The organism is Streptomyces sannanensis (assembly GCF_039536205.1).
Classification (GTDB): Bacteria; Actinomycetota; Actinomycetes; order Streptomycetales; family Streptomycetaceae; genus Streptomyces; species Streptomyces sannanensis.
Genome location: NZ_BAAAYL010000001.1, coordinates 3,930,344 through 3,955,807 on the forward strand (window position 1 = coordinate 3,930,344; position 25,464 = coordinate 3,955,807).

Annotated in this window: 23 protein-coding genes and 1 pseudogene; 15 read left to right on the forward strand and 9 right to left on the reverse strand. The window is 70.1% G+C overall.

What is annotated here, in order from left to right:
- Nucleotides 1–288: 288 nt before the first annotated feature.
- The gene (locus ABD858_RS18570) at nucleotides 289–2,208 is read right to left on the reverse strand and encodes a CocE/NonD family hydrolase (RefSeq protein WP_345038894.1); all 1,920 of its coding nucleotides are present in this window, start codon (nucleotides 2,206–2,208) and stop codon (nucleotides 289–291) included.
- Between the two features lie 182 nt (nucleotides 2,209–2,390).
- Between ABD858_RS18570 and ABD858_RS18575 the strand changes: the two genes are divergently transcribed.
- The 5 genes from ABD858_RS18575 (at nucleotide 2,391) to ABD858_RS18595 (ending at nucleotide 7,672) form a co-directional block, all read left to right on the forward strand.
- Nucleotides 2,391–3,401, forward strand: a complete 1,011-nt coding sequence (locus tag ABD858_RS18575) for a polyprenyl synthetase family protein (protein WP_345038896.1) — start codon at nucleotides 2,391–2,393, stop codon at nucleotides 3,399–3,401.
- 403 nt (nucleotides 3,402–3,804) lie between these two features.
- Nucleotides 3,805–5,037, forward strand: a complete 1,233-nt coding sequence (locus ABD858_RS18580) for a LolA family protein (protein WP_345038899.1) — start codon at nucleotides 3,805–3,807, stop codon at nucleotides 5,035–5,037.
- Between the two features lie 67 nt (nucleotides 5,038–5,104).
- Nucleotides 5,105–6,049 (forward strand): ABC transporter ATP-binding protein, encoded by a 945-nt coding sequence (locus tag ABD858_RS18585; protein WP_345038901.1) that lies wholly within the window; start codon nucleotides 5,105–5,107, stop codon nucleotides 6,047–6,049.
- Nucleotides 6,036–6,920, forward strand: coding sequence for an ABC transporter permease (locus ABD858_RS18590; RefSeq protein ID WP_345038903.1), 885 nt, complete (start codon nucleotides 6,036–6,038; stop codon nucleotides 6,918–6,920). The genes ABD858_RS18585 and ABD858_RS18590 overlap by 14 nt, the downstream gene beginning before the upstream one ends.
- A 173-nt stretch (nucleotides 6,921–7,093) precedes the next feature.
- Nucleotides 7,094–7,672: a TetR/AcrR family transcriptional regulator gene (locus ABD858_RS18595; RefSeq protein ID WP_345038906.1), complete on the forward strand. Its 579-nt coding sequence runs from the start codon at nucleotides 7,094–7,096 to the stop codon at nucleotides 7,670–7,672.
- Here the strand turns inward: ABD858_RS18595 and ABD858_RS18600 are convergent.
- Together ABD858_RS18600 and ABD858_RS18605 are read right to left on the reverse strand one after the other, a co-directional pair.
- Nucleotides 7,665–8,213, reverse strand: a complete 549-nt coding sequence (locus tag ABD858_RS18600) for a flavodoxin family protein (RefSeq protein WP_345038908.1) — start codon at nucleotides 8,211–8,213, stop codon at nucleotides 7,665–7,667. The genes ABD858_RS18595 and ABD858_RS18600 overlap by 8 nt on opposite strands.
- 117 nt (nucleotides 8,214–8,330) lie before the next feature.
- Nucleotides 8,331–9,632: a M28 family metallopeptidase gene (locus ABD858_RS18605; RefSeq protein WP_345038911.1), complete on the reverse strand. Its 1,302-nt coding sequence runs from the start codon at nucleotides 9,630–9,632 to the stop codon at nucleotides 8,331–8,333.
- A gap of 377 nt (nucleotides 9,633–10,009) precedes the next feature.
- Between ABD858_RS18605 and ABD858_RS18610 the strand changes: the two are divergent.
- Nucleotides 10,010–10,328 (forward strand): annotated as a pseudogene (locus tag ABD858_RS18610) (zf-CGNR multi-domain protein); the annotation flags it as partial.
- 75 nt (nucleotides 10,329–10,403) lie between these two features.
- Here ABD858_RS18610 and rarD read toward each other — a convergent pair.
- Nucleotides 10,404–11,372, reverse strand: a complete 969-nt coding sequence (gene rarD / locus ABD858_RS18615) for an EamA family transporter RarD (RefSeq protein WP_345038913.1) — start codon at nucleotides 11,370–11,372, stop codon at nucleotides 10,404–10,406.
- Between the two features lie 87 nt (nucleotides 11,373–11,459).
- Here rarD and ABD858_RS18620 point away from each other — a divergent pair, with 87 nt between their 5' ends.
- Nucleotides 11,460–11,621, forward strand: coding sequence for a hypothetical protein (locus ABD858_RS18620; protein WP_345038915.1), 162 nt, complete (start codon nucleotides 11,460–11,462; stop codon nucleotides 11,619–11,621).
- 36 nt (nucleotides 11,622–11,657) lie between these two features.
- On the opposite strand, the gene ABD858_RS18625 is transcribed toward ABD858_RS18620, so the two are convergent.
- The 5 genes from ABD858_RS18625 to ABD858_RS18645 form a co-directional block, all read right to left on the reverse strand.
- Nucleotides 11,658–12,716, reverse strand: a complete 1,059-nt coding sequence (locus ABD858_RS18625; protein WP_345038918.1) for a 2-oxoacid:ferredoxin oxidoreductase subunit beta — start codon at nucleotides 12,714–12,716, stop codon at nucleotides 11,658–11,660.
- Nucleotides 12,709–14,676: a 2-oxoacid:acceptor oxidoreductase subunit alpha gene (locus ABD858_RS18630; protein ID WP_345038920.1), complete on the reverse strand. Its 1,968-nt coding sequence runs from the start codon at nucleotides 14,674–14,676 to the stop codon at nucleotides 12,709–12,711. Before ABD858_RS18630 ends, ABD858_RS18625 begins: the two co-directional genes overlap by 8 nt.
- A gap of 268 nt (nucleotides 14,677–14,944) precedes the next feature.
- A complete protein-coding gene (locus tag ABD858_RS18635; protein WP_345044688.1) occupies nucleotides 14,945–15,604 on the reverse strand; it encodes a LuxR C-terminal-related transcriptional regulator in 660 nt (219 codons plus the stop codon).
- Between the two features lie 245 nt (nucleotides 15,605–15,849).
- A complete protein-coding gene (locus ABD858_RS18640; RefSeq protein WP_345044691.1) occupies nucleotides 15,850–17,214 on the reverse strand; it encodes a sensor histidine kinase in 1,365 nt (454 codons plus the stop codon).
- 89 nt (nucleotides 17,215–17,303) lie between these two features.
- On the reverse strand, nucleotides 17,304–18,530 hold the full coding sequence (locus ABD858_RS18645; protein WP_345038923.1) for a sensor histidine kinase: 1,227 nt from the start codon (nucleotides 18,528–18,530) through the stop codon (nucleotides 17,304–17,306).
- Nucleotides 18,531–18,710: 180 nt separating this feature from the next.
- On the opposite strand from ABD858_RS18645, the gene ABD858_RS18650 reads away from it, so the two are divergent.
- The 8 genes from ABD858_RS18650 to ABD858_RS18685 are packed head-to-tail and all read left to right on the forward strand — an operon-like array spanning nucleotide 18,711 to nucleotide 25,462.
- Nucleotides 18,711–19,112, forward strand: coding sequence for an NADH-quinone oxidoreductase subunit A (locus ABD858_RS18650; protein WP_345038925.1), 402 nt, complete (start codon nucleotides 18,711–18,713; stop codon nucleotides 19,110–19,112).
- Nucleotides 19,103–19,699: an NADH-quinone oxidoreductase subunit B gene (locus ABD858_RS18655; RefSeq protein ID WP_345038928.1), complete on the forward strand. Its 597-nt coding sequence runs from the start codon at nucleotides 19,103–19,105 to the stop codon at nucleotides 19,697–19,699. Before ABD858_RS18650 ends, ABD858_RS18655 begins: the two co-directional genes overlap by 10 nt.
- Nucleotides 19,696–20,976 (forward strand): NADH-quinone oxidoreductase subunit C, encoded by a 1,281-nt coding sequence (locus tag ABD858_RS18660; protein ID WP_345038930.1) that lies wholly within the window; start codon nucleotides 19,696–19,698, stop codon nucleotides 20,974–20,976. Before ABD858_RS18655 ends, ABD858_RS18660 begins: the two co-directional genes overlap by 4 nt.
- Nucleotides 20,973–21,941: a complex I subunit 1/NuoH family protein gene (locus tag ABD858_RS18665; protein ID WP_345038932.1), complete on the forward strand. Its 969-nt coding sequence runs from the start codon at nucleotides 20,973–20,975 to the stop codon at nucleotides 21,939–21,941. Before ABD858_RS18660 ends, ABD858_RS18665 begins: the two co-directional genes overlap by 4 nt.
- Nucleotides 21,941–22,558 (forward strand): NuoI/complex I 23 kDa subunit family protein, encoded by a 618-nt coding sequence (locus ABD858_RS18670; RefSeq protein ID WP_345038934.1) that lies wholly within the window; start codon nucleotides 21,941–21,943, stop codon nucleotides 22,556–22,558. The genes ABD858_RS18665 and ABD858_RS18670 overlap by 1 nt, the downstream gene beginning before the upstream one ends.
- Complete coding sequence (locus ABD858_RS18675; RefSeq protein WP_345038936.1) at nucleotides 22,555–23,127, forward strand: NADH-quinone oxidoreductase subunit J family protein; 573 nt, start codon at nucleotides 22,555–22,557, stop codon at nucleotides 23,125–23,127. The genes ABD858_RS18670 and ABD858_RS18675 overlap by 4 nt, the downstream gene beginning before the upstream one ends.
- Nucleotides 23,127–23,492 carry an NADH-quinone oxidoreductase subunit NuoK gene (gene nuoK, locus ABD858_RS18680; protein ID WP_345038938.1) on the forward strand — a complete coding sequence of 122 codons (366 nt, stop codon included), beginning with the start codon at nucleotides 23,127–23,129 and terminating at the stop codon, nucleotides 23,490–23,492. Before ABD858_RS18675 ends, nuoK begins: the two co-directional genes overlap by 1 nt.
- Nucleotides 23,489–25,462, forward strand: a complete 1,974-nt coding sequence (locus ABD858_RS18685; RefSeq protein WP_345038940.1) for an NADH-quinone oxidoreductase subunit 5 family protein — start codon at nucleotides 23,489–23,491, stop codon at nucleotides 25,460–25,462. Before nuoK ends, ABD858_RS18685 begins: the two co-directional genes overlap by 4 nt.
- The last annotated feature ends 2 nt before the right edge of the window (nucleotides 25,463–25,464 follow it).

A 25,464-nucleotide genomic window follows, 5' to 3' on the forward strand; every position in this document is an offset into this window, starting at 1 on the left:
GCTACCTCCCCCAGCTACCTCCCCCAGCTACCTCCCCCAGCTACCTCCCCCAGCTACCTCCCCCAGCTACCGCTGGGGGTGCCCCCAGGGGTGCCCCCAGGGGTGCCCCCAGGGGTGCCCCCAGGGGTGCCCCCAGGGGTGCCCCCAGGGGTGCCCCCAGGCACGTACGCTCGCTGCGTTGGCCGAAAACCCGAGTAACGCTGCTACGAGGGCCTTCGGCCGCCTTGCGATCGCACGCACCGGACGCCGCTCCTTCCCGGCAGACCTTTCCGTCACAGCAGCAGCACGTCACCAGGCGGTGCGCGGGATGTGTTCCTCCCAGGTCCGGTGGAAGACGATCTCGTCGCCCTCGTGGCACGTCACCTCGTTGAAGGTGAGGAAGGTGTCGGCCTCGCAGGAGGTCTCGGAGCGGGTCCGCACCGTCACGTCCCAGGCCGGGTCCGGGCGGTGCAGACGGAAGGTCCGGTCGCAGCGGATCCGGGCGGACAGCGGGTCGGACTCCTCGATGGTGTACGTGTCCAGGCTGTCCTCGGCGACCTCAAGACCGTCCGGGTGTATCACGGTGCCGCCCCGGCGTGGCGCGGCCTCCAGCCGCCGCTCGCCGCTCCCCACATCACGGATGATCAGTCGCCCGGGCCGTTGCTCCGGGTCCTGCCGGTGAGCGACGGCGAGCGGCTCGGCCTGCTCCGGCTCGGCGAAGGCGAGGCCGTCCCGGGTGGCGGTGCGCACGGGAAGCTCCAGTGAGCAGCCCTCCGGGTCGAGGCTGAAGCTCCCGATGCCGGGCTGCGGCCAGATCCACGGCCAGTACGCGGAGGAGACCGCGAGCCGGATCCGGTGCCCCGGGGGGAAGGAGTGTCCGATGCCCTGCAACTCGAACTCCACGTCCTCCTTGGCGCCGGGCGGCCAGGGTTCGGCCCGGTCGTCGCCGTCGCGGGCGGAGAGGTTGAGCGTTCCGCGGGTGACCAGGGTGGAGGAGCCGTCGGGGGCGATGTCGCAGAGCCGGGCGACGGCCTGCCCCCGGGGCGACTCCATGCGCAGCCGGAGCCGGACGCGCGGGCGGCCGAGGATCTCGACGGGGGCTTCGGTGACCGGGAATTCGAAGCAGGCCGACTTGACGTCGTCGTCGCGCTGGTCGGTGGGTAGTTCGGCGAAGTCGCCGTCCGGGCAGAAGCCGCCCGCGTCCAGGCCGGTGTGCTGCGGTGAGGCAACGATCACCGGGATGCCCTGGAGGCGGTAGGCGAGCGGGGTGACGCGAGGTGAGGGCCAGGCGTTGTCGGCCACCCAGCGGTCACCGATCCAGGTGCGGAGCAGCGGCTCGGCCATGATGCCGGTGTCGCGGCCCTTCAGATGGTGGTCCCACCAGCGCAACGTCTCCTGCAGGAAGCCGATCGCGGGTTCCGGCGGCAGCCCCGCGTCCGGGTAGTGGTGCGCCCAGGGGCCGATGAGGCCCCGTACCCGGGCCGGAGCAAGGTCTTCGACCAGCCGCAGGACGGTGTCCCGGTACGGGTCGTGCCAGCCGCCGACCGCGAGTACGGCGGCCCGGATCGCCGCCCGGGAGTCGCGGCCGCCGCCCTTCTTCCAGTAGTCGTCGCGGATCTGGTGGGCGAGCCAGGAGTGGATGAGGGGGTCGACGCTCTCCAGCCGCTCGAGCCATATCTCGCGCCACTTCTTGCCGGCGTATGCGGGGTCGGGCGGCCGGGACGCGTGGGCGAGCGCTGTCGCCGACCGGGAGTGCATTCCGACGGTGTCGTCGAAGCGGTCGTCGGTGGCGCATACGCTCACGACCGCCTTGAGCGGCCCGGGGGCGAGCTCGGCGACCCGCAGACCGCTGAGACCTCCCCGGCCGATGCCGAACATGCCGACCGTGCCGTCGCACCAGGGCCGCCCGGCGAGCCATTCCACGACGGCGCGTCCGTCCTCGGGCTCGGTGGCGTCGTACGCGTCGCCGGGCGTGCCCTCACTGTTGCCGTGGCCGCGTGCGTCGACGCGTATCGAGGCGTAGCCGTGTCCGGCGTACCAGGGGTGGCGCTGCCAGTCGCGCGGAGCGGTCGAGTCGGTCAGCCGGCCCGGCTCGTACTCGAGCAGCGCGGGCACGGGGGCGTCGCTCACCGGGCGCCAGACACGGGCGAACAGGCGTGTTCCGTCCGGGAGTGGGATACGGATGTCTTCCCGGGTCGTTTCGTAGGGGAAGGCAGTGCGGATCTGCATGACGTCTGACCTCAGCTGTTGGGCAAAGGGCACATTTATTGTCGTATCGGCTCATCCTGAACATACCGGCGGTCACGGGAAGGCGCCCACGGTGATCGAAAGGTGACCGGATACGCTGACTTGAGTGGTGACAGCGACACATCGACAATCCGTGTGATCGTCAGCAGACAGGAGTACCCCTCGTGACCGTCGTCGGGCCGTTCGGGCTGAGCGTGCGGGACCAGGCTCTTGAGGCCGATGTCCAGACCGGATTGGCGGCTGTCGAGGCGGGCCTGCTCGAAGCCACCAAGAGTGAGGTCCCCTTCATCACGGAGGCCGCGCAGCACCTGGTCCGTGCGGGCGGCAAGCGATTCCGCCCGCTGCTCGTGATGCTTGCCGCCCAGTTCGGCGACCCGTTCGCGCCGGGTGTCGTGCCCTCCGCCGTCGTGGTCGAACTGACCCATCTGGCGACGCTGTACCACGACGACGTGATGGACGAGGCGCATGTGCGCCGCGGAGTGTCCAGCGCCAATGCCCGCTGGAGCAATTCGGTCGCGGTCCTCACCGGTGATTTTCTCTTCGCCCGTGCCTCGCACATTCTGGCCGACCTGGGCCCCGAGGCCGTACGCATCCAGGCCGAGGCGTTCGAGCGGCTGGTGACCGGACAGATCCTGGAGACCGCGGGGCCGCGTGACGGCCGTGACCCGGTGGAGCACTACCTCGATGTCCTCGCGGGCAAGACCGGTTCGCTGGTCGCCGTGTCCTGCCGGTTCGGCGCGATGATCTCCGGTGCCGACGAGCATGTCGTGGACATCCTCACCCAGTACGGCGAGCGGCTCGGTGTCGCCTTCCAGCTCGCCGACGACGTCCTCGACATCGCCAGCGACTCCCATGAGTCCGGCAAGACGCCCGGCACCGATCTGCGGGAGGGCATCCCGACGCTGCCGGTGCTGCGGCTGCGCGAGCGGGCCGCCCGTGAGGGCCGGCCCGAGGACCTGGAGCTCGTCGCGCTGCTCGACGGCGACCTGGGTGACGACGCGCGGCACGCCGAGGCGCTGGCCCGGCTGCGGGTGCACCCCGCTCTGGAGCAGGCCCGGCGGGACACGGTGCGGTACGCGGAGGAGGCGCGGGCAGCGCTGGCGCCGCTGTCCGAGTGCTTCGCCAAGGTCGCGCTGGAGGAGCTGTGCGATGCGGTGGTGCACCGCGCCGGATGAGCGTGTCTCACATCATGCTTCTGGATTGAGCCCGGACTCGGATCCACTCCGTACTCATGTCCGGAAGCCGACGCAGGGGGCGTCGCGAAGGCCACCCGGTTCGGGAAGCGGGATGGTCTGTTCTCCCGTACCGTTGAGATCCTGCGGCAGAACACGATCGGTGGAATCGCCCCGGCCGGGACCTGCGCACCGGGCACGGTCACGGGCGTTCCGTACCAGGCGGACCTACGTCTTCATCCAGAAGTGACACCTGGGGTGCGCGGCACCATCCCCTACTGGTTGGGGGAGGTGCCGCGCACCCGTGTCATCCGGAAGCAGTAGGCGGAGTTGATCCCGCGGGCTGACGCCTTCCGGCGGCCGATTTGGTCGGATGGAGACAACCGACCAACGGAGGTAGGCACACATGGCACCGAACGACAGCGCGCCCCGGCGGAAGGCTGCGCGTTACCTCGTCCCCGTCACGGTGGCGGGCGTGGCCGCGGCCACCATCGGGCTGGTCCCGGCGCTCGCCGCGTCCGGTGACCCCGATCTGCCGAAGATCAGCGCACAGGAACTCATCCAGAAAATCGCCGAGTCGGATGTGCAGCAGCTCTCCGGCACGGTGAAGATCACCACTGATCTGGGCCTTCCTTCGCTGGCCGGGCTCGACTTGGGCTCCCTCGCGCCGGAAGGCGCCCCTGAGGGCGGCGCCACGGCCTCGCCGGAAGCCAAACTCATGGAGCTGTCCGCCGGCACGCACACCCTGCGGGTCGCGGCCGACGGCCCCGACAAGCAGAAGCTCTCCATACTGGACAACGCTGCCGAGTTCAGCCTGATCCACAACGGCCAGGATGTCTGGGCGTACGACAGCAAGTCCAATGAGGTCTTCCACTCCGAGGCGCAGGCCGAGGAAGGAAAGCGCGGCGGCCACGAGAAGATGCCGGCCACCCCGCAGGAATTCGCCCAAGAGGCGCTGAAGGCCGTGGACTCCACGACCTCGGTGACCGTCGACGGCACCGCGCGGATCGCGGGCCGCGACGCGTACCAACTGCTGATCAAGCCGAAGCAGTCCGGCTCCACGATCGGCTCCATCAAGATCGCGGTCGACGCCCAGAAAGGCGTGCCGCTGAAGTTCACGCTCACCCCGTCCGGCGGCGGCAAGGCCGCGGTCGACGCGGGCTTCACCAAGGTCGACTTCGCCCAGCCGGCGGCGGGCACCTTCGACTTCACCCCGCCCAAGGGCGCCAAGGTGACCGAGGACGGAGAGGAATCGCTCACTCCGAAGCAGCGGAAGGACGCCGACGAGCTCGAGAAGCAGTTCGAGAAGAACTACGGAAAGGGCCTCGAGAAGGGGTTCCAGGGCCCGGCGGGCGCCGAGGAGTTCAAGGGGCTGAACGTCATCGGTGAGGGCTGGACCACGGTCGCCGAGCTGAAGGCCCCCGGCGGCGCCGGTCTCCCTGCCAAGGGTGCCGGTGAAATGCCGCCCGAGGCGTCCCAGTTCCTGAACACGCTGGGCAGCAAGGTCTCCGGCAAGTTCGGCGAGGGCACGTTCTTCTCGACCCGTCTCGTCAACGCACTGCTGACCGAGGACGGCACGGTGTACGTCGGCGCGGTCACCAAGGACGCGCTGATCAAGGCCGCCGACGAGGCCAAGTAACCAGCGAGCCAGTGCTGCCCCGTCGTACGCTCCGTACGACGGGGCGGACCGATGCCTGGGAGTGGATGTGACGCAGCCGGATGCCGTCATCGAGACGCATGAGCTCAGCAAGCGTTACCGCGGCGGCCAGCAGGCAGTCGACAGGCTTTCCCTGTGTGTGCCGGCCGGCAGCGTCTTCGGATTCCTCGGCCCGAACGGCTCCGGGAAGACGACCACCATCCGCATGCTGATGGGCCTGATCGAGCCGACGTCCGGCACCGCGACCGTGCTCGGCCACGCCATGCCGCGCGCCGCCAGGACCGTACTTCCCCAGGTGGGAGCGCTCATCGAGGGGCCCGCGCTGTACGGGTTCCTGTCCGGCCGGGACAATCTGCTGCGCTACGACTCCGCCGATCCGACCGCCGACCCGCGCACCCGGAAGGCCCGCGTCGCCGCCGCCCTCGACCGGGTGGGGCTGACCGCTGCCGCGGCCAAGAAGGCCAGGGCGTACTCCCTCGGTATGAAGCAGCGGCTCGGGCTCGCGGCCGCGCTGCTCCAGCCGCGCAGACTGCTGGTGCTGGACGAGCCGACCAACGGCCTCGATCCGCAGGGGATGCGGGAGATCCGCACCCTGGTCCGGGAACTGTCGGCGGACGGCGCCACGGTCTTTCTCTCCTCCCACCTGCTCGACGAGATCGAGCAGGTGTGCACACACGCGGCGGTGATGTCCGGGGGCCGGCTGCTCACCCAGGGGCCGGTGACGGACCTCGCGGCGCGGGCACGCGGCCGGCTCGTGGTCACCACGCCGGACACGGCCGAGGCGGCTCGGGTGCTCAAGGAGCACGGCGTGGACGGTCTCGAGGTCGGCGAGGAGGGCAGGGTGAGCGGCGAGCCTCCGGCCGGCGATCTGGCGGATCTCAACGCCGCCCTGGTACGGGCGGAGGTGAGGGTCCGTGGCTTCGGCCTGGAACGGGCCTCGTTGGAGGACGCGTTCGTCGCGCTGACCGGAGAGGGCTTCGATGTCGCAGGCTGAGGCACTGGCCGTACGCAATCCCAGCCCCTTGTGGGCGCTGGGTCTGTTCCGTTCCGAACTGACCACGATGCTGCGGCGGTGGCGCACAGTGGCGCTGCTCGGGGTGCTGGCCGTCGTACCCGTGGTGATCGGCATCGCCGTGAAGATCGAGACGAGCGACGGCGGTACCGTCGGCGCGGGTGGCCCCGAGGGCGGCGGCGGGCCCGCCTTCCTCGCCCAGATCACCAACAACGGCCTGTTCTTGGTCTTCGCGGCGCTCGCCGCGACCCTGCCGGTCTTCCTGCCCATGGCAATAGGAGTCGTGGCGGGCGACGCCGTGGCGGGCGAGGCCGGTGCCGGGACGCTGCGCTATCTGCTGGTCGCTCCGGCCGGACGTACCAGGTTGCTGTGCGCCAAGTACCTGTCGGTGCTGGCTTTCTGTCTGGTCGCCACACTGGTCGTGACCGCCACCGCGCTGGCGGTCGGTGCGCTGCTCTTCCCGGTCGGTGAGGTCACCACCATCTCCGGCACCCGGATCTCCTTCGGGGAAGGACTGGTCAGGGCCGCACTGGTCGCGCTGGTGGTCGCCGTCTCACTGACCGGGGTGGCCGCGCTCGGCCTGTTCGTATCGACGCTCACCAGCAGCGGCATCGCGGCGATGGCGGCGACGGTCGGGCTGCTGATCACGGTGCAGATCCTCGATGCCATCCCACAGTTGCACGCGATCCATCCGTATCTCTTCCCGCATTACTGGCTGTCCTTCGCGGATCTGCTGCGCGACCCCGTCGTCTGGGACGAAATGATCAAGAATGTCGGGATCCAGGGGCTGTACGCCGCGGTGTTCGGCTCGGCGGCCTGGGCCCGCTTCACTTCCCGGGACATCACGGCCTGAGGATCCTCGTGCCCCCTCTGCGCGAGGATCCTCAGGACGGGCAAAGCGGCTGACCGCGCGAGCCGACCCCCGATACGGCTCGACACGATACGTACCGTTTCCTCTGCCCATTCTTGGAGTACGGCATTCCACCTGTCAATACGCTGCGTAATGCACCCCCATAGACTGGTTGCGTGACCGCGATACCCAATCCGCAGCGCCGCAGCGAGAAGTCACACCAGGCGATACTGGCCGCCGCCCTCGGCCTGTGCGCGGAGAAGGGGTATGCGCGGGTGACCGTGGAGGCCATCGCGGCCCGGGCAGGAGTCAGCAAGAAGACCATCTACCGGTGGTGGCCGTCCAAAGGGGCGGTCCTTCTGGAGGCGGTTGCCGATGCGGTGGTCACCCACACCCCCTTCCCGGACACCGGGGATCTCGCCACCGATCTGCACACGCACATGTCCGGGATCGTCAAGCTGCTCTCCAGCCCGCCGCTCGGCCCGGCGTACAGCGGCATCCTGTCCGAGATGGGCCATGACGACGCCCTGGCGCGGGCCGTCGACGAGGAACTCGTGGGGCCTCGCGTCGAGGCGGCCGTGGGGCGACTGCGCAGCGCCCAGCGGCAGGGCGAACTGCGCCCGGGCGCCGACCTGGGGCTCGCCGTCGAGATGCTGTACGGCCCCGTCTACTACCGGCATGTGCTGCGCAGACCGCCGCCCTCCTCGGAGCGCATCGCGTCCCTGATCGGGCACGTGCTGCGCTCGTTCAGCTGAAGAAGGTCTTGGCGCGGGCGGTCGCGTCCTCGTCGCTCGTCACATCGCCTGGCCTGTTGCCGTGGCCCAGCAGGACGCCGCCCCAGTTCATCTTCATGTACACCGCGGTGTGACGGAGCGTCCCGGCCAGCGGCTCGGCCACCGACGGGTCGGCGGTGGCGAGCGCGGTCACGCCCCACAGGGTGCGGCCGGCCATCCGGGGCCGGAAGCCGACGCCGGGTATGCGCATCCAGCCCGACCAGTGGTCCAGGTAGCGCTTGACCGGCGTGGACACGCTGTACCAGTACAGCGGGGAGGCGATCACCAGATCGGTCGCGCTCAGTGTCGCCTCCAGCAGCCGCCCCGCGTTCCCGGTGGCGGCGGGGTAGTGCTCCTCGCCGTCGTGCCGCAGGTCGTCGAAGTCCGGCAGGGGCAGTTCGGTCAGTCGCAGCCACTGCTGCTCGGTGCCGGTGGGCAACTGCTCGGCGGCGAGGCGGGCGAGCGCCTCGGTGTTGCCGCCGGTGCGGCTGCTGCCGAGCAGGAAGAGGAACGACCGGGCCATGTGCTTTCTCCCCACGTGCCACGTACGACGCAGGCATGCAACTGCATGCGCGTGCAGTATATGCACACGCATGCAGTTGTTGCGCCGGCTCGTGGCGTCGGCCCATGGCGGCTCCGCTCAGAAGGTGAGCCTCCAGCTGTCGATGTAGCCCGTGTCCTGCGACGCCACGTCCTGGACGCGCAGCTTCCAGTCCCCGTTCGCGGCCTCGGTGGACGCGTCGACCGTGTAGGTGGCGATGACGTTGTCCGCCGAGTCGCGGGAGCTCGAATTCTTCAGCCGGTACGCCGTACCGTCCGGGGCGACGAGGTCCACGACCAGGTCGCCGCGCCAGGTGTGCTTGATGTCCACGCCGACCTTGAGGGTGGCGGGGGCGTTGCCGGTGCGTCCGGAGACCGTGACGGTGGACGTCACCGCGGGACCCTTGTCGGGGACGGCGACATCGTTGAGGTTCTCGTAGACGTCGCCCGGCGGGACGGGCGCGGCAGTGCCGATGGTCCAGACGGCGTGCGCGAGGGCGTCGCTGTTGCGGTCCAGGGCGGTGTCGTCGACGTTCGCGGTGGTGTCGCAGGAGGAGTGGTAGCAGCGGTCGAAGGCCTGGCCGGCCGTACCGCCCCACTTCTGCGCCTGCGCGGTCGTCTTGAGGCGGCCGGCGCCGGTGAACAGGCCGCCCACCGGGATGCCGGCGTTCTTGAACGGGGCATGGTCGGAACGGCCGTCGCCCTCGGTCTCGATCTCGGTCGGTACGCCGATCCCGGCGAACCAGTCCTTGAAGACCTTCTCCAGTTCCGGGTCGTCGTCATAGACGAAGTAGCCGGGGTTCGGTGAGGCGATCATGTCGGCGTTGATGTACCCCGTGAGCTTCGAACGCTCCGCGGCCGGCAAGGTGTTGACATAGTGGGTCGACCCGACGAGACCGAGTTCCTCCGCGCCCCACCAGCCGAAGCGCAGATGCTTGGTCGGCTGCAGCTGTGCACGCGAGACGGCGAGCGCGGTCTCCAGTACGGCGGCGGATCCGGAGCCGTTGTCGTTGATGCCGGCTCCCGTGGTCACCGAGTCGAGATGCGCCCCGGTCATCAGGACCGTGTTGGGGTCGCCCCCCGGCCAGTCGGCGACGAGGTTGTAGCCGATGGCGCCGTTGTACGTGAACTGCTGGAGGGCGGTGGTGAATCCGGCCGCGTCCAGCTTGGCCTTCACATAGTCGATCGAGGCCTTGTAGCCGGTTCTGCCGTGGGCGCGGTTGCCGCCGTTGGCGGTGGCTATGGACTGCAGCTGGGTGAGATGGGCCTTGACGTTGGCGACCGGTATGTCCGGTGCCGCCGCTGTCGCGGCGGGTGCGGCCTGTGCGGAGGCGGGTGCCAGCAGGCCCGCGACAGCCAGTGCGGCGGCCGCGGCGATGCCAGTGGTTGCGGAGAGCTTCATGTGGGGGCTCCGAAAATTCCGTTTGGGTGGGACGGAACGTGCGAGACGCCCCGCGGCCGTCGGGGTCGCAGGGCGTTGGAGCTGGTGGTGCTGTCCGTGCTTTGTGCGCGACTGATGTTCAGTGAGACGTTGACTCTCCGTCAAGGGTGCAATCAGGACAGAGGCGTTCGGAAAACGGACAGATGGCGCAGGGTATCCGTCTCAGAATGGGCAATTCCGGTCGCTGCTCCGAGAGGCGTCCGGTCGGCCGCCCCGCGGTCATTGCACGCAGGACTCGTTGCCCTCTTGTCGTACGCGTCGTCCGGATGCCGGACGGCGACCAGATCCCGCCAGGCCTTGTGGCCGTGCATTTCGATGACCGCCCCGGCGGTACAGCGGACGGCACCTGGGTCCGGGCGGCCGGTGCGGCCGGCACCGGCCTGCTCGCGGCGGTCGCCCGCGATGCCGTCGAGCTGTTCACCGGCCCGGCCCACCCATCCGCGAGTGCGGCGCCCGCGGCTGCTACCGGCTCTTCATCGGCACCTCGCGCCCGGGCTGCCGCTGCTGTTGCGCGATGGAACGCTGCGGCAGCCCGGGCGCGAGGTGCGGGCCCACCGGGCCCACCGGGCCCACCGGGCCCACCGGGCCCACCGGGCCCACCGGGCCCGCCAGGCGGGCCCGGTGATGCCCGTCCGGCGCGCGCGGCCGAACGCCTAAGCCGCCGTGAGCACCGGCGGTCGGTGGCGCGCGCGGTGTCGGCCGCCTCGGGGTGCCGGCCGGTGTCCGGGGGGATCAGGCAGCCGGTTCCGTGTGCCTGACCTGCGGTGCCGCCTCAGGCTTCGTCGGCGCCGGGACCGACGCCGCCAGAGCCGCGCGGGCCTTGCGGGCCGTACGCAACGCGTCCCAGGTCAGGATGATCAGCGCCAGCCACACCAGGGCGAACCCGGCCCAGCGTTCGGCCGGCATGGCCTCGTGGAAGTACACGACCCCCAGCAGGAACTGGAAGACCGGGGCGAGGTACTGCAGCAGCCCCAGCATGGAGAGCGGCACCCGGATCGCCGCCGCCCCGAAGCAGACCAGCGGCACCGCGGTGACCAGACCTGTCGAGGCGAGCAACGCGGCGTGCCCGGCGCCCTCGGTCCCGAAGGTGCTCCCGCCGTTCGCGCCGAGCCAGACCAGATATCCGAGCGCCGGCAGGAACTGCATCGCCGTCTCGGCGGCCAGCGATTCCAGTCCTCCGATGTTGACCTTCTTCTTCACCAGGCCGTACGTCGCGAAGGAGAAGGCGAGGACCAGGGAAATCCACGGAACGCGGCCGTAGCCGACGGCGAGCACCACGACGGCCGTGAAGCCGATCCCGACCGCTGCCCACTGCGCGGGCCGAAGCCGCTCCTTGAGCAGCAGGACGCCCATGGCGATGGTGACGAGCGGGTTGATGAAGTAACCGAGGGACGCTTCGACGACCTGTCCGTTGTTGACGGCCCAGATGTAGAGGCCCCAGTTGACCGTGATCACCGCGGCGGCGACAGCTATCAGCGCCAGCTTCCGCGGCTGCCGTATCAGCTCACCCGCCCATGCCCAGCGCCGCAGCGCCAGCAGTGCCACGGCGACGACGGCCAGCGACCAGACCATGCGATGGGCAAGGATCTCGATCGCGCCGGAGGGTTTGAGCAGCGGCCAGAAGAGCGGGACCAGGCCCCACATTCCGTAGGCACCGATGCCGTACAGCAAACCTGCCCGCTGCTCGTTGACCGCCTTCACTGACCCTCCTTGCACCAAGCCGAACCTTTTCGAAGGTAGCGCCGGAAGAGCTCGGCTGTCATGCCCGTATCGCTGGACGGTCGTGACGTGACTGCTGGACGGTCACGAGGCGCGCAGTGCGGCGGCGATCGGCTCGGCGATCGGCGTGGTGGGCCGGCCGATCAGGTCTGGGGCCTCGCCCGGGGGACGGAGCGGCGGCTGGACGAGGTGAAGAAGGCGCGCGAGGCATACGACAAGGCCCGGACCTGAGGGTTCAGGCCCGGGCCTCGTGAGGAGCGGCGGGCGTCAGCCGACGACCGTCCAGGTGTCGTTTCCGGCGAGGAGGGCGGCGAGATCGCCCTTGCCGTTCTGCTCGATGGCGGTGTCGAGCTGCTCGGACATCTGCGCGTCGTAGACCGGGCGCTCGACGCTGCGGAACACACCGATGGGGGTGTTGTGCAGCGTCTCGGGGTCGGCGAGTCGGGAGAGCGCGAAGGCGGTCGTGGGGGACGCGGCATGCGCGTCATGGACCAGGATCCGCGATTCGTTCTCGGGAGTGACGGCGACGACCTTGAGGTCACCGGTGGCCGGGTCACGCAGGACGCCCTTTTCGCCGTCCCGGCCGAAGCGGATCGGCTGCCCGTGCTCCAGGCGGATCACGGCCTCTTCCGCCTTCTGCTTGTCCTCGAGGACGTCGAAGGCGCCGTCGTTGAAGATGTTGCAGTTCTGGTAGATCTCCACCAGCGCGGTGCCGGGATGGTCGGCGGCGGCCCGCAGTACCTCGGTGAGGTGCTTGCGGTCGGAGTCGACCGTACGGGCCACGAAGGACGCCTCGGCGCCGATCGCCAGCGAGACCGGGTTGAACGGCGCGTCCAAGGAGCCCATCGGCGTCGACTTGGTGATCTTGCCGACTTCCGAGGTCGGGCTGTACTGGCCCTTGGTCAGTCCGTAGATCCGGTTGTTGAAGAGCAGGATCTTGAGGTTGACGTTGCGCCGCAGCGCGTGGATCAGGTGGTTGCCGCCGATGGACAGCGCGTCTCCGTCACCGGTGACGACCCAGACGGACAGATCACGGCGGGAGGACGCCAGGCCGGTCGCGATGGCGGGGGCACGGCCGTGGATGGAGTGCATCCCGTAGGTGTTCATGTAGTACGGGAAGCGGGAGGAGCAGCCGATGCCGGAGACGAAGACGATGTTCTCCTTCGCCAGGCCGAGTTCGGGCATGAATCCCTGGACGGCCGCGAGGATCGCGTAGTCACCGCAACCGGGGCACCAGCGCACTTCCTGATCGGACTTGAAGTCCTTCATGGACTGCTTGGCCTCGGCCTTGGGTACCAGCTTCAGCGCCTCGTGAGCGTTAGGCATCGATGGCCTCCTTGAGGGCCTTGGCGAGCTGCTCGGCCTTGAACGGCATGCCGTTCACCTGGTTGTACGAGTGGGCGTCGACCAGGTATTTCGCCCTGATGAGCGTCGCGAGCTGGCCGAGGTTCATCTCGGGTACCACTACCTTGTCGTAACGCTTCAGGACCTCGCCCAGATTCCGGGGGAAGGGGTTGAGATGACGCAGATGCGCCTGTGCGATGGCGTCTCCGGCGCCGCGCAGACGGCGCACGGCCGCAGTGATCGGCCCGTATGTGGAGCCCCAGCCCAGGACGAGCGTGCGGGCACCGTCCGGGTCGTCGACTTCCAGGTCGGGGACGGTGATGCCGTCGACCTTGGCCTGCCGGGTGCGGACCATGAGGTCGTGGTTGGCCGGGTCGTAGGAGATGTTGCCCGTGCCGTCCTGCTTCTCGATGCCGCCGATCCGGTGCTCGAGCCCGGGGGTGCCGGGGATGGCCCACGGGCGGGCGAGGGTCTGCGGATCGCGCTTGTACGGCCAGAAGACCTCGGTGCCGTCGGCAAGCGTGTGGTTCGGCCCGGAGGCGAACTGCACCCGCAGGTCCGGGAGCTCGTCGAGATCCGGGATCCGCCAGGGCTCGGAGCCATTGGCCAGGTATCCGTCGCTCAGCAGGAACACCGGGGTGCGGTAGGTCAGCGCGATCCTGGCCGCATCGAGGGCCGCGTCGAAGCAGTCGGCCGGGGTGCGCGGCGCCACCACCGGAACCGGGGCCTCGCCGTTGCGCCCGAACATGGCCTGGAGCAGGTCGGCCTGCTCCGTCTTGGTCGGCAGGCCCGTGGACGGGCCGCCCCGCTGGATGTCCACGATCAGCAGCGGCAGCTCCAGACTGACCGCCAGGCCGATGGTCTCGCTCTTGAGGGCGACACCCGGGCCCGAGGTGGTCGTCACCGCGAGCGAACCGCCGAAGGAGGCTCCGAGCGCCGCGCCGATTCCGGCGATCTCGTCCTCGGCCTGGAAGGTCCGCACACCGAAGTTCTTGTGCTTGGACAGCTCGTGCAGGATGTCCGAGGCCGGGGTGATCGGGTACGAGCCGAGATAGAGCGGAAGATCGGCCTGGCGCGAGGCCGCGATCAGGCCGTACGACAGGGCGAGATTGCCGGAGATGTTGCGGTACGTGCCGGTCGGGAAGGCCGCGGTGGCCGGCGCCACCTCATAGGAGACGGCGAAGTCCTCGGTCGTCTCGCCGAAGTTCCACCCGGCCCGGAAGGCGGCGATGTTCGCCTCGGCGATATGCGGCCTCTTGGCGAACTTGGACCGCAGGAAGGTCTCGGTGCCCTCGGTCGGCCGGTGGTACATCCAGCTGAGCAGTCCGAGAGCGAACATGTTCTTGGAACGCTCGGCCTCCTTGCGGGACAGCCCGAAGTCCTTCAGCGCCTCGATGGTCAGGGTGGTCAGCGGAACCGGGTGGACGTTGTAGGCGTCCAGCGAGCCGTCCTCCAGCGGAGACGTCTCGTAACCGACCTTGGCCATCGGACGCTTGGTGAACTCGTCCGTGTTGACGATGATTTCGGAGCCGCGCGGCACATCGCCGATGTTGGCCTTGAGCGCGGCCGGGTTCATCGCCACGAGGACGTTCGGGGCGTCACCCGGGGTGAGGATGTCGTGGTCGGCGAAATGCAGCTGGAAGGACGAGACACCCGGCAGGGTGCCGGCGGGGGCGCGGATCTCGGCGGGGAAATTCGGCAAGGTGGACAAGTCGTTGCCGAACGACGCCGTCTCCGAGGTGAACCTGTCGCCGGTGAGCTGCATGCCGTCACCGGAGTCACCTGCGAAACGGATGATCACCCGGTCCAGACGGCGCACTCCCTTCCCGGTGGGCGCGTGCGCGTCCACGCCGCGCGACTCCCCGGCGACGGCCTCACTGGCACCGTCGGCCTGTCCGGGCCCATCGGCCTGTCCGGCTGGGCTGCTGACCTGGCTGGTCACTGAACTGGACCTCCCTCGAGGCAGTGGGCTCTCCCCACCGGAGGTGGGAAGAAGCTCGGGGCCGGGCCTGCGCCCGGCCTTCCCACGGCCAACCCTACGTCGGTAAGGGTCGCCTTCCCGAGATGGCTCATATGGTGAACGTGAATCTGAGATGAATCGATGTCATGGTTCGCCACTGTTTGCCCCCTCCCAGGTCCATTCAGGTGGACGCTCCGTGTTCATTCTTTGGTTCTCGGTCCTCAGCCGTACCGGAGCTCCGGCGGAGCGGTCAGGAATTCAGGTACGTCAGCACCGCCAGGACCCGGCGGTGGTCCCCGCCGCTCGGGGACAGCCCGAGCTTCAGGAAGATATTGCTGACGTGCTTCTCCACCGCGCCGTCGCTCACCACCAGCTGCTTGGCAATGGCTGAATTCGTGCGCCCCTCGGCCATCAGTCCCAGGACCTCACGCTCCCGCGGAGTCAGCCCCGCCAGGACGTCCTGCTTCCGGCTGCGCCCCAGCAGCTGTGCCACGACCTCGGGGTCGAGCGCCGTACCACCCCGGGCCACCCGGACCACGGCGTCCACGAACTCCCTGACCTCGGCCACCCGGTCCTTGAGCAGATAGCCGACCCCTCGGCTGTTCCCGGCCAGCAGTTCGGTGGCGTACTGCTCCTCGACGTACTGGGACAGCACCAGCACGCCTATGCCCGGATGGTCGCGGCGCAGTTGTACCGCGGCCCGCACGCCTTCGTCCGTGTGTGTCGGCGGCATCCGCACGTCCGCGACCACCACGTCCGGCAGCATGTCCTGGCCGGCCAGGTCCCACACCGTCTTGATCAGCGCGACCGCGTCCCCGACTCCCGCGACGACGTCATGCCCGCGGTCCGTCAGCAGCCGGGTCAGCCCCTCCCGGAGCAGCACCGAATCCTCGGCGATGACCACCCGCACCCTGTCCTCCACGGCCTTGTGTCCCCCAGTCGGTGATGTGCCTCTGCCCCTCGGCCCTGCTTCCAGCATCCCAGTATTCGGATCTGCGGGGAGCAGGGCATCGGGATCAGCCACCCCGATCGTGCGGGGTGCGTCAGGGCAACATCAGATCACGGTCAGCGGGGGGCCCGCCCGGACCTGTGGACAGCCCCCGGGACGTGGAAATGGTCCATACCCGGGGGCTTCGGCCGGCCGTTGGATTCCGTTCAGTTCCGCCAGGGCAGTTCGGCCGTGACCGTCGTCGGGCCGCCGACCGGGGAGTCCACGACGAGGATCCCGTCGACCGCGTCCAGCCGTTCGGCGAGGCCTGCCAGGCCGGACCCGGCCGACACGTCCGCGCCGCCCCTGCCGTTGTCGGTGACCTGGAACATCAGCCGGTCCTGTGTCCGCCAGACCTCGACCGTCGCGCGTGTCGCCTGCGCGTGCTTGCTGATGTTCTGGAGCAGCTCGGAGACGCTGAAGTAGGCGATGCCCTCGATCGCCGGGGCGGGCCGGGCCGGCAGATCCACCTCGACCCGTACCGGCACGGTGCACCGGGAGGCCACGGCCGAGAGCGCCGCGTCGAGCCCGCGGTCGGTCAGAACCGCCGGGTGGATGCCGCGGGCCAGATCACGCAGCTCACGGAGCGCGATCTTCACCTCTCCGTGCGCCTCGTCCACCATGCGCGCCGCCGCCTGCGGATCCTCCGCCAACTTCTCCTTCGCCATCCCCAGGTCCATGGCCAGGGCCACCAGCCGGGCCTGTGCGCCGTCGTGCAGATCGCGCTCTATCCGGCGGAGATCGGCGGCCGCGGTGTCGACCACGACACCGCGGCCGGACTCCAGCTCGGACACCCGGCTGGCCAGCCGGGACGGGCCGAGCAGCCCGGCGACCATGCCCCGGTCCACCATGGTCAGTCCGCGCACCAGCCATGGCGTGGCGAGCGTGAACACCAGCCCGACCAGGCTGGTCACCGCGATCTCGAACGGGGAGTCCAGATAGACGTTGTGCGCCCCGTCGCCGTACAGCTGCAGGCCGCCCTGGCCGGCGTACACCGGGAAGACCCAGCGCCACAGGGGATAGGTGAACAGTGCCCAGCCGTACGTCCAGAAGACCACCGCCACCACGAAGGCGAACACCGCCCAGGGGAAGTGCAGCAGGGCGTAGAGCAGATGCCGCCAGGACACCCCGCTCTTCAGTACCCCGCCGACCCAGGACATCAGGCCGCCCTTGTCGGCCCGTACCGGGCGGGGGTCCGCCACATCCAGCTTCAGCAGCGCCCGCGCCCGAGCCCGCTCCATCGCGCCGAACGCACGGCAGCCGGCCAGCGCCGCTGCCAGCACCGGAATCCCCAGGAAGGTGATGAGGAGCCCCATGCCCAGCGAGAACATCGATATCGCGTAGGTGAACAGCAGAACGCTGACCGGCAGGCTGAGCAGCAGATAACCCAGCTCCCGCCAGGTGCGGGCCTCGAACGGCGCGCGCAGTGCCGCGGGGAGGCGATGTGTCCGGCGCTTTGGACCGTACGGCTCGTACCTTTCGTAGGGCTCGTACGGCTCGCCATGCCGGCGCGGCCGGTGCTCCGTCTCCATGGCCATCGACCCCGTCCCCTTGTTGCTCTCGTTGTTCCTGGTCGTGTATCAAGCCTGCTCGCGGCGGCAGCCGCGGACCATCCGGCGGGTCACCGTCTCGACCGGGGGGTTTTCCCTACCTTCACCCTCCGGTCCTCCCGGCCCCACCAGGGCAGCTCGGCCGTGACCGCCGTCGGGCCGCCCGCCGGGGAATCGACGGTGAAGAGGCCGTCCACCGCCCCCAGCCGCTCGGCGAGCCCCGCCATGCCCGTACCGCCGTCCGCGTTCGCGCCTCCGCGGCCGTCGTCCCGGACCTGGAGCAGCAGCCTGTCGCCGGTCCGCCACACATCGATGGACGCGGTGCGTGCCCCGCTGTGCTTGCTGACGTTCTGCAGCAGCTCGGAGACGGTGAAGTAGGCGATGCCCTCGATCGCCGGTGCCGGCCGGTCCGGCAGCTCGACCGTCACCTTGACCGGCACGGTGCAGCGGGAGGCGACGGCGGAGAGGGCGGCGTCGAGTCCGCGGTCGGTCAGCACCGCAGGGTGGATGCCCCGGGCCAGATCGCGCAGCTCCTGAAGGGCCAGCTTCACCTCGCCGTGCGCCTCGTCGACCATGGTCGCGGCCGCGTCCGGGTCCTCCAGGAGCTTCTCCTTGGCGAGGCCGAGCCCCATCGCCAGGGCCACCAGCCGGGCCTGCGCGCCGTCGTGCAGATCCCGTTCGATACGGCGGAGGTCGGCGGCCGCCGTGTCGACGACGACGCCGCGGTCGGACTCGAGCTCGGCTATCCGCCGCTCCAGTTCGTCGGAGGGCGAAAGGAGCCCGCGCACCATCGCGCGGTCGGCGTTCGCGAGCCCTCGCGCGATGTACGGCAGGACGGGCCACAGCACGAACAGCCCGGTGAGCACGACCGCGAACGTCAGGACGCCCCACGGCAGCCGGATGAACTGGAACAGCACAGTCCGCCAGCCCACCGGATCCTTCACACTCGTCCACAGCCAGGAGAAGAGGCCGCCGTTCCTACGGGCACCGGCCGGTATCGGCGTCGGCTCCTCGACCCGCACCCCGAGCAGCCTCCGGGCCCTCGCCCGCTCCACCTTGCCGAGCTGCCGCGCGCCCAGCAGCCCGGCGGCGAGCAGCGGCAGACCGATGACCGTCACGGACAGCGCGACGCCGGTGTAGACCAGGACCGACACATAGACGAAGCCGAGCAGTGCCATCGGCAGATTGACGAGGAGATGCCCGATCTCCTTCCAGGTGTGTCCGTCGTAGGCCAATCGGGCCGGCGGCGGCCGGTCCGGGTCGTACGGACGGGTCTCGTGACGAGGGTCGGCTGTCATGCGGACAGACTGCCGGGCGGTGTCCGACGACGCCATGGGGTAGCTGGGTGTCCACGGAGTGGGGTTAACCCCACCCATAGCTCGAGACGGCTGCTTACCCTTCCCTTAGCAGGGCCTAGACTCCCGTGCGTACAGATCGTCGAATACGTGTCGCGTAAGGCCAGGGAGCGAGGGGCAGACGTGCCGGAAGAACCGAACGTTGTCGTGCTCGCGGCGGACTACTTCCAGAGCTATTCGGTCGTCGGACTGCTCGCCGTCATCGGCGTGCTCTTCGTCGCGGTGGCCTTCGGCGCCGGACGGCTGCTGCGACCGGTGGTGCCGACGCCGGAGAAGCTGCTGACCTATGAATGCGGCGTGGATCCTGTGGGCGAGGGCTGGGCGCACACCCAGGTGCGCTACTACGTCTACGCCTTCCTGTACGTGATCTTCGCCGTCGACTCGATCTTCCTGTTCCCGTGGGCGACGGTCTTCGCCGACGTGGAATACGGCGCCACAACGCTGGTCGAGATGTTCATCTTCCTCGGCTTCCTGGCCGTGGGACTGCTCTACGCATGGAAGAAGGGCGTCCTCGAATGGACGTGACCCCCGCTCCCCAGCTGCTGCCCGAGCCGAAGCGCCTCGGCGCTCTCTCGCGTCTCGCCCCCGAGCCGATGAAGGTGGTCCTCAACTGGGGCCGCCGCTACAGCCTGTGGGTGTTCAACTTCGGGCTCGCCTGCTGCGCCATCGAGTTCATCGCCGCGTCGATGGCCCGCCACGACTTCATCCGGCTCGGCGTGATCCCCTTCGCGCCCGGACCGCGCCAGGCCGACCTGATGGTCGTCTCCGGCACGGTCACGGACAAGATGGCGCCCGCGGTGAAGCGTCTGTACGAGCAGATGCCCGAGCCGAAGTACGTCATCTCCTTCGGCGCCTGCTCCAACTGCGGCGGTCCCTACTGGGACTCGTACTCGGTGACCAAGGGCGTCGACCAGATCATCCCCGTCGATGTGTACGTACCGGGCTGCCCGCCGCGTCCGGAAGCCCTTCTCCAGGGCATCCTCAAACTCCAGGAGAAGATCGCCAGGGAATCCCTGGACGAGCGCTACTCCCGGCACCACCGTCCTTCGGCTGCCGCGCTGCGCAGCGGCCTGGTCACCCCGCCGCCCACGCCGGAGGGGGACGGCGAATGAGCACCTTCGACGAGACCGTCACCGAAGTCTTCGACGGCGTACTGACCACCGAACTGAGTCACGACGTGCTCACGGTCGACGTCCCGGCAGAGTCGTGGACCGATGCCCTGCGCATCGCACGTGACCGGCTCGACTGCTCGTACTTCGACTGGCTCAGCGCCGTCGACGAGCCCGGAACGGGCTTCCGGGTCTGCGCCCATGTCGCCTCGCTGGGCGACGGCACGGTCCGCCGCCTGCTGCTGCGCACCACCGTGCCGCACGACAAGCCCGTCCTGGCGTCCGCCGTATCGGTGTACGCGGGCGCGGGCTGGCACGAGCGCGAGACCCACGAGATGTTCGGCATCGACTTCGAGGGCCACCCCCATCTGGTCCCGTTGCTGCTGCCGGAAGGCTTTGAGGGCCACCCGCTGCGCAAGGACTTCGTCCTCGCGGCACGCGTCGCGAAGGCGTGGCCCGGCGCGAAGGAGCCGGGGGAGTCCGACCACGGTGGCCCCAAGCGACGCCAGATGCTGCCGCCGGGCGTTCCCGACCCCAACGAGTGGGGCCCCCTCAAGGGCCAGCTCCCCCCTGCTCCGGCCCGTCCCGCCCGCACCCCGCGCGCGGCCGGCACCGTCGGCGAGCGCCCTGCCCGCCGCGCCCGCAGCGTCGCGGAAGGCTCCGCCTCCCAGGCCGCCGCGGAGACCGCTGCCCCTGCGGCCCCGCCCGCCGGCCCGCGCCGTGCGCGCAGCGTCTCCGAGGGCTCGGCGAGCCAGCGGCCGGAGCCCGCACCGGCGCCCGAAGGCGCCGAGGAGTCCACGGCGCCGACGGCTGCCCCGTCACGCCCCGCCGCCGGCCCGCGCCGTGCGCGCAGCGCGTCCGAGGGCTCGGCGAGCCAGCGGCCGGAGTCCGCACCGGCGCCCGAAGGCGCCGAGGAGTCCACGGCGCCGACGGCTGCCCCGTCACGCCCCGCCGCCGGCCCGCGCCGTGCGCGCAGCGCGTCCGAGGGCTCGGCGAGCCGGCGGCGGCCCGGGACATCCGCGCCCGCGGAAGCCCCGGCCGCCCCCGACCGGAGCGCCGAAGGCGAAGCGCCGCCGTCCGGCGCGGCCGGACGTCCCGCGCGCAGCGCGGACGCGCCCTGGCACAACCCGCGGCCCGCCTTCGACGATGCGGACCGTCCGGGACGACCGGACGAGCCCGGAACCGACACGCCCGGCAGCGGGGGCAGCGAACCCCGTACCGACGCGAGCGCCGACGAAGGCGCGCAGGAAGACACCGACCCGAACGGAGGAGACGCGTGAACGACGCACTCGACGTCGCGCTGCGGTTGCTCGTCGTCTTCGCCGTGTTCATGGTCTTCCCGCTGGTCATCGGGCAGACCGAGCACAAGGTGATGGCCCATATGCAGGGCCGTCTCGGCCCGATGTACGCAGGAGGCTTCCACGGCTGGGCCCAGCTCGTCGCGGACGGCGTGAAGTTCGCCCAGAAGGAGGACGTCGTACCGGCCAACGCCGACCGGCGCATCTTCCAACTGGCGCCTGCCGTCGCCCTGCTGCCGTACCTCCTGGTGCTGATCGCCATCCCGATCGGGCCGAGCGAGGGCGCGGTCGGCCAGATCATCGACGCGGGCATCTTCTACGTGCTCGCCGTCATGGGTGTCGGCGTGCTCGGCTCGCTCATGGCCGGCTGGGCGTCCGCCAACAAGTACTCCCTTCTCGGCGGGCTCCGCACCGCCGCCCAGCTGCTCGCGTACGAGCTGCCGATGCTGCTCGCGGCCGCCTCGGTCGCCATGGCGGCAGGTACCGTCTCGATCCCCGGCATCCTCCATGCCTTCGAGTGGTGGTGGCTGCCGTGGCAGATCGTCGGCGCCATCGTCTTCTTCGTGGCCGGTCTCGCCGAGCTGCAGCGGCCGCCCTTCGACATGCCGATCGCCGACTCGGAGATCATCTTCGGTGCGTACACCGAGTACACGGGCCTGCGTTTCGCTCTCTTCCTGCTCGCGGAGTACGCCGGCATCGTCGTCCTCTGCGCGCTGACCACCGTTCTCTTCCTGGGCGGCTGGCACGGACCGTTCGGTGCCGACGGGCTCGGCTGGGTCTGGACGCTCCTCAAGACCGCCGTCCTCGCCTTCGTGGTGATCTGGCTGCGGGTGACCTATCCGCGTCTGCGTGAGGACCAGCTGCAGCGGCTCGCCTGGACCACGCTCATCCCGCTCGCCCTCGCCCAGATCGCCCTCACCGGCATCGTCAAGGTGGTGATCCAGTAATGTCCCCGATCCCGGGATCCGGCCTCGCCAAGGGGCTGGCCGTCACCCTGCGGACGATGACGAAGCGTGCGGGCACGCATCAGTACCCGGACGTCCAGCCGGCGCTTCCGCCCCGCACCCGCGGTGTGATCGGGCTGTTCGAGGAGAACTGCACCGTTTGCATGCTCTGTGCGCGCGAGTGCCCGGACTGGTGCATCTACATCGACTCCCACAAGGAGACGGTTCCGGCGGTCACCCCCGGCGGCCGTGAGCGCAGCCGTAACGTCCTCGACCGCTTCGCGATCGACTTCTCGCTCTGCATGTACTGCGGTATCTGCATCGAGGTGTGTCCTTTCGACGCGTTGTTCTGGTCCCCGGAGTTCGAGTACGCGGAGACGGACATCCTCGAGCTGACCCACGAGCGGGCCAAGCTCCGGGAGTGGATGTGGACGGTCCCGGAGCCGCCCGCGCTCGACCCGCGCGCGGAGGAGCCCAAGGAACTCGCCGCCGCCCGCAAGGCTGCCGACAAACTGGCCGCCGAACAGGCCGCCGCGGCCGCGCCCGGCACGGACACCGCCACCGGCACGGAGCGGGACGGCGGGGACACGCCGGGCACGAACGCAGGAGGCCCGGCATGATGCTGGCCGCTCAGGGCGCCGCGCGCCTCGCCGCCGAAGGCAACGGCTTTCTCTCCCCGACCGGTGTCGAGGTCGCCTTCCTCCTCGTCGGTATCGCCACCCTGGGCGCGGCCGTGATCACGGTCTCGACCAGGCAGTTGGTGCACGCCGCGCTCTGGCTCGTCGTGACGCTCGGCGGGCTCGCCGTGGAGTACCTCCTGCTGACGGCGGAGTTCATCGCCTGGGTGCAGGTGCTGATCTACGTCGGCTCCGTGGTCGTCCTCCTTCTCTTCGGGCTGATGCTCACCAAGGCGCCCATCGGCCGCTCCCCGGACGCCGATTCCGGCAACCGCCCGGCCGCGGTCGCCGTGGCCGTCGCCGCGGCCGGGGCACTCGTCTGGGTCGTCGTGGACGCGTTCCGTACAACCTGGATCAACCTGGACGGGCCCGCCCAGGGGTCCACCCGGGTGTCCGGCGAGATCCTCTTCCGGCACTGGGTGCTTCCCTTCGAGGCACTGTCCGTCCTGCTGCTGGCCGCGCTCGTCGGCGCGATCGTCCTGTCCCGTAAGAGCGGTAAGGAGCAGCGCTGATGCATCTCGCCTATCCCGCCGTGCTGTCGGCCCTCCTCTTCTGCACCGGCCTGTACGGGGTGCTCGCGCGCCGCAACGCGATCCTGGTCCTGATGTCCGTCGAGCTGATGCTCAACGCCGTCAACCTCAACCTGGTCGCCTTCGACGTGTGGATGCGCGACACCCTGCACGCCGGCCAGGCGCTCACCCTCTTCGTCATCGCCATCGCCGCCGCCGAGATCGGCATAGGTCTGGCGATCGTGCTGGCGGTCTACCGCAACCGCGGCACCTCGGACATCGACAGGCTCCGCGACGCCGCAGAGGGTCGCGGCGACGACCACCCCGAAGCAATCGCCCCGGCACAGAAGACTGAGGCTGCCGCGTGACGACCACGACCCTCGCCGTCCTCGTTCCCCTCCTTCCGTTCCTGGGCGCCGCGGCCGGACTCCTGCTCGGCCGCACCGCCCCCGGCTTCGTCCGGCCCCTGGCCGTGCTGCCGACCCTGGCGGCGTTCGTGCTGGCGATCCTGGTCGCCGTGCGCCAGGGCGGCGGGAAGCCCGTCGTCGCCGCCACCCAGCTCACGCCGACCGGCTCGGTCCCGATCGATCTCGCCCTGTACATCGACGGCTTCGCCGCGCTCGTCGCCATCCTGGTCGGGCTCGTCGCGTCCTGCGTACAGATCTACTCCACGGGATATCTGCGCCACGATCCGCGCTACCCGTCCTACGCGGCGCTGGTGTCCCTCTTCACCTCCGCGATGCTGCTGGTCGTCTACTCGGGCGATCTGATGGTGCTGCTGGTCGGCTGGGAGATCATGGGCATCTGCTCGTACTTCCTCGTCGGCCACTACTGGGAGACGCCCGAGGCCCGGGCCGCGTCCCTGAAGGCATTCCTGGTCACCAAGCTCGGTGACGTGCCGTTCCTGTTCGGTCTGTTCGCGCTCGCCGTCGACGCCGGTTCCTTCCGGATCACCAAGATCCTCGGCACTGTCGCCTCGGGCGGGCTCGACCACCCCACCGTGATCGCCCTGTTGCTCCTGGCCGGTGTGGCGGGTAAGTCGGCGCAGTTCCCGCTGCACACCTGGCTCCCCGACGCGATGGCCGGCCCGACGCCGGTCTCCGCGCTGATCCACGCCGCGACGATGGTTGCCGCCGGTGTGTACTTCGTGGCCCGGCTGCTGCCCGTCTTCGCCGCCTCCGCCACCGCGCTGGTCGTACTGGCCGTGATGGCCGCCCTCACGATGGTCGGCTCGGCGCTGGCCGCGCTCGCCCAGGACGACATCAAGCGGGTCCTCGCCTACTCGACCATCGGCCAGCTCGGCTACATGACCGGTGCCCTGGCCGCGGGCGACCGCGGTGCGGCCGTGTTCCACCTCCTCTCGCACGGCGCGTTCAAGGCGCTCCTCTTCCTCGCCGCCGGCGTGATCATCCACGCGGCAGGGACCAACTCGCTCTCGGCCATGTCCCGTATGGACGGCCTCGCCAAGCGCATCCCCGATGCGTACTGGACGATGACCGTCGGTCTGATCGCGCTGGCCGCGATCCCGCCGTTCGCGGGCTTCTTCTCCAAGGAAGCCGTACTGGTCGCCGCCGAGCACGCCGCCTTCGGCGGCATCGAAGGCGTCCCGGCCGCCGCGGGCTGGATGGTGCTGGTCGCCGGTCTGCTCACCGCGCTGCTCACCGCCGCCTATGCGACGCGGCTGTGGCTGCTGGCCTTCCGGGGCCGCGGTGCCGAGGCCCCCGACCACGGCAAGCAGCCGGTGGCCATGAACACCGTGCTCTGGGTCCTCGCCATCCCCTCCGTCGCATTCGGCCTGACGACCGGCTACATCGGCGACTGGTTCGGGCAGACCCTCACCCCGACCCTCGTCACCGCCGTCCTCTCCACCGGTGTCACCCTTGTCGGCGCACTGGTCGCCTACGGCGCCTGGCAGACCGTCCGCAGCAGGGCCCGCGCCCCGATCGGCGCGGTCGTCCCGCATCCCGAGGCGGAGCCGGGGCAGGTCGAGGCGGAGGCGCTCCACATGCCCCACCCCGCCAAGGACCCCGCCGACCCGGGCCGCCTGCTGCTCGGCCCGCTGCACCGCCACGCGGCCGCCGGTTTCCACCTCGACGCCGTCTACCGGGCTCTGTTCGTCGCCCCCGTCCGGGGAGCCGCCTCCCTGGTCGCGTTCCTCGACCGCGAGGTCGTCGAGACGTACGTCAGAGGCGCGGGTGCCGCCCCCCGCTGGTTCGGCGCGGCCGTCCGCCGCGCCCAGACCGGCAATGTGCAGACCTACCTCGGCGTCCTGCTCGCCGGTTCGGTGATCCTGGCGATCGCCGCCGTCGTCCTTGCCAACGTCAACGCCGGATCGTGAGC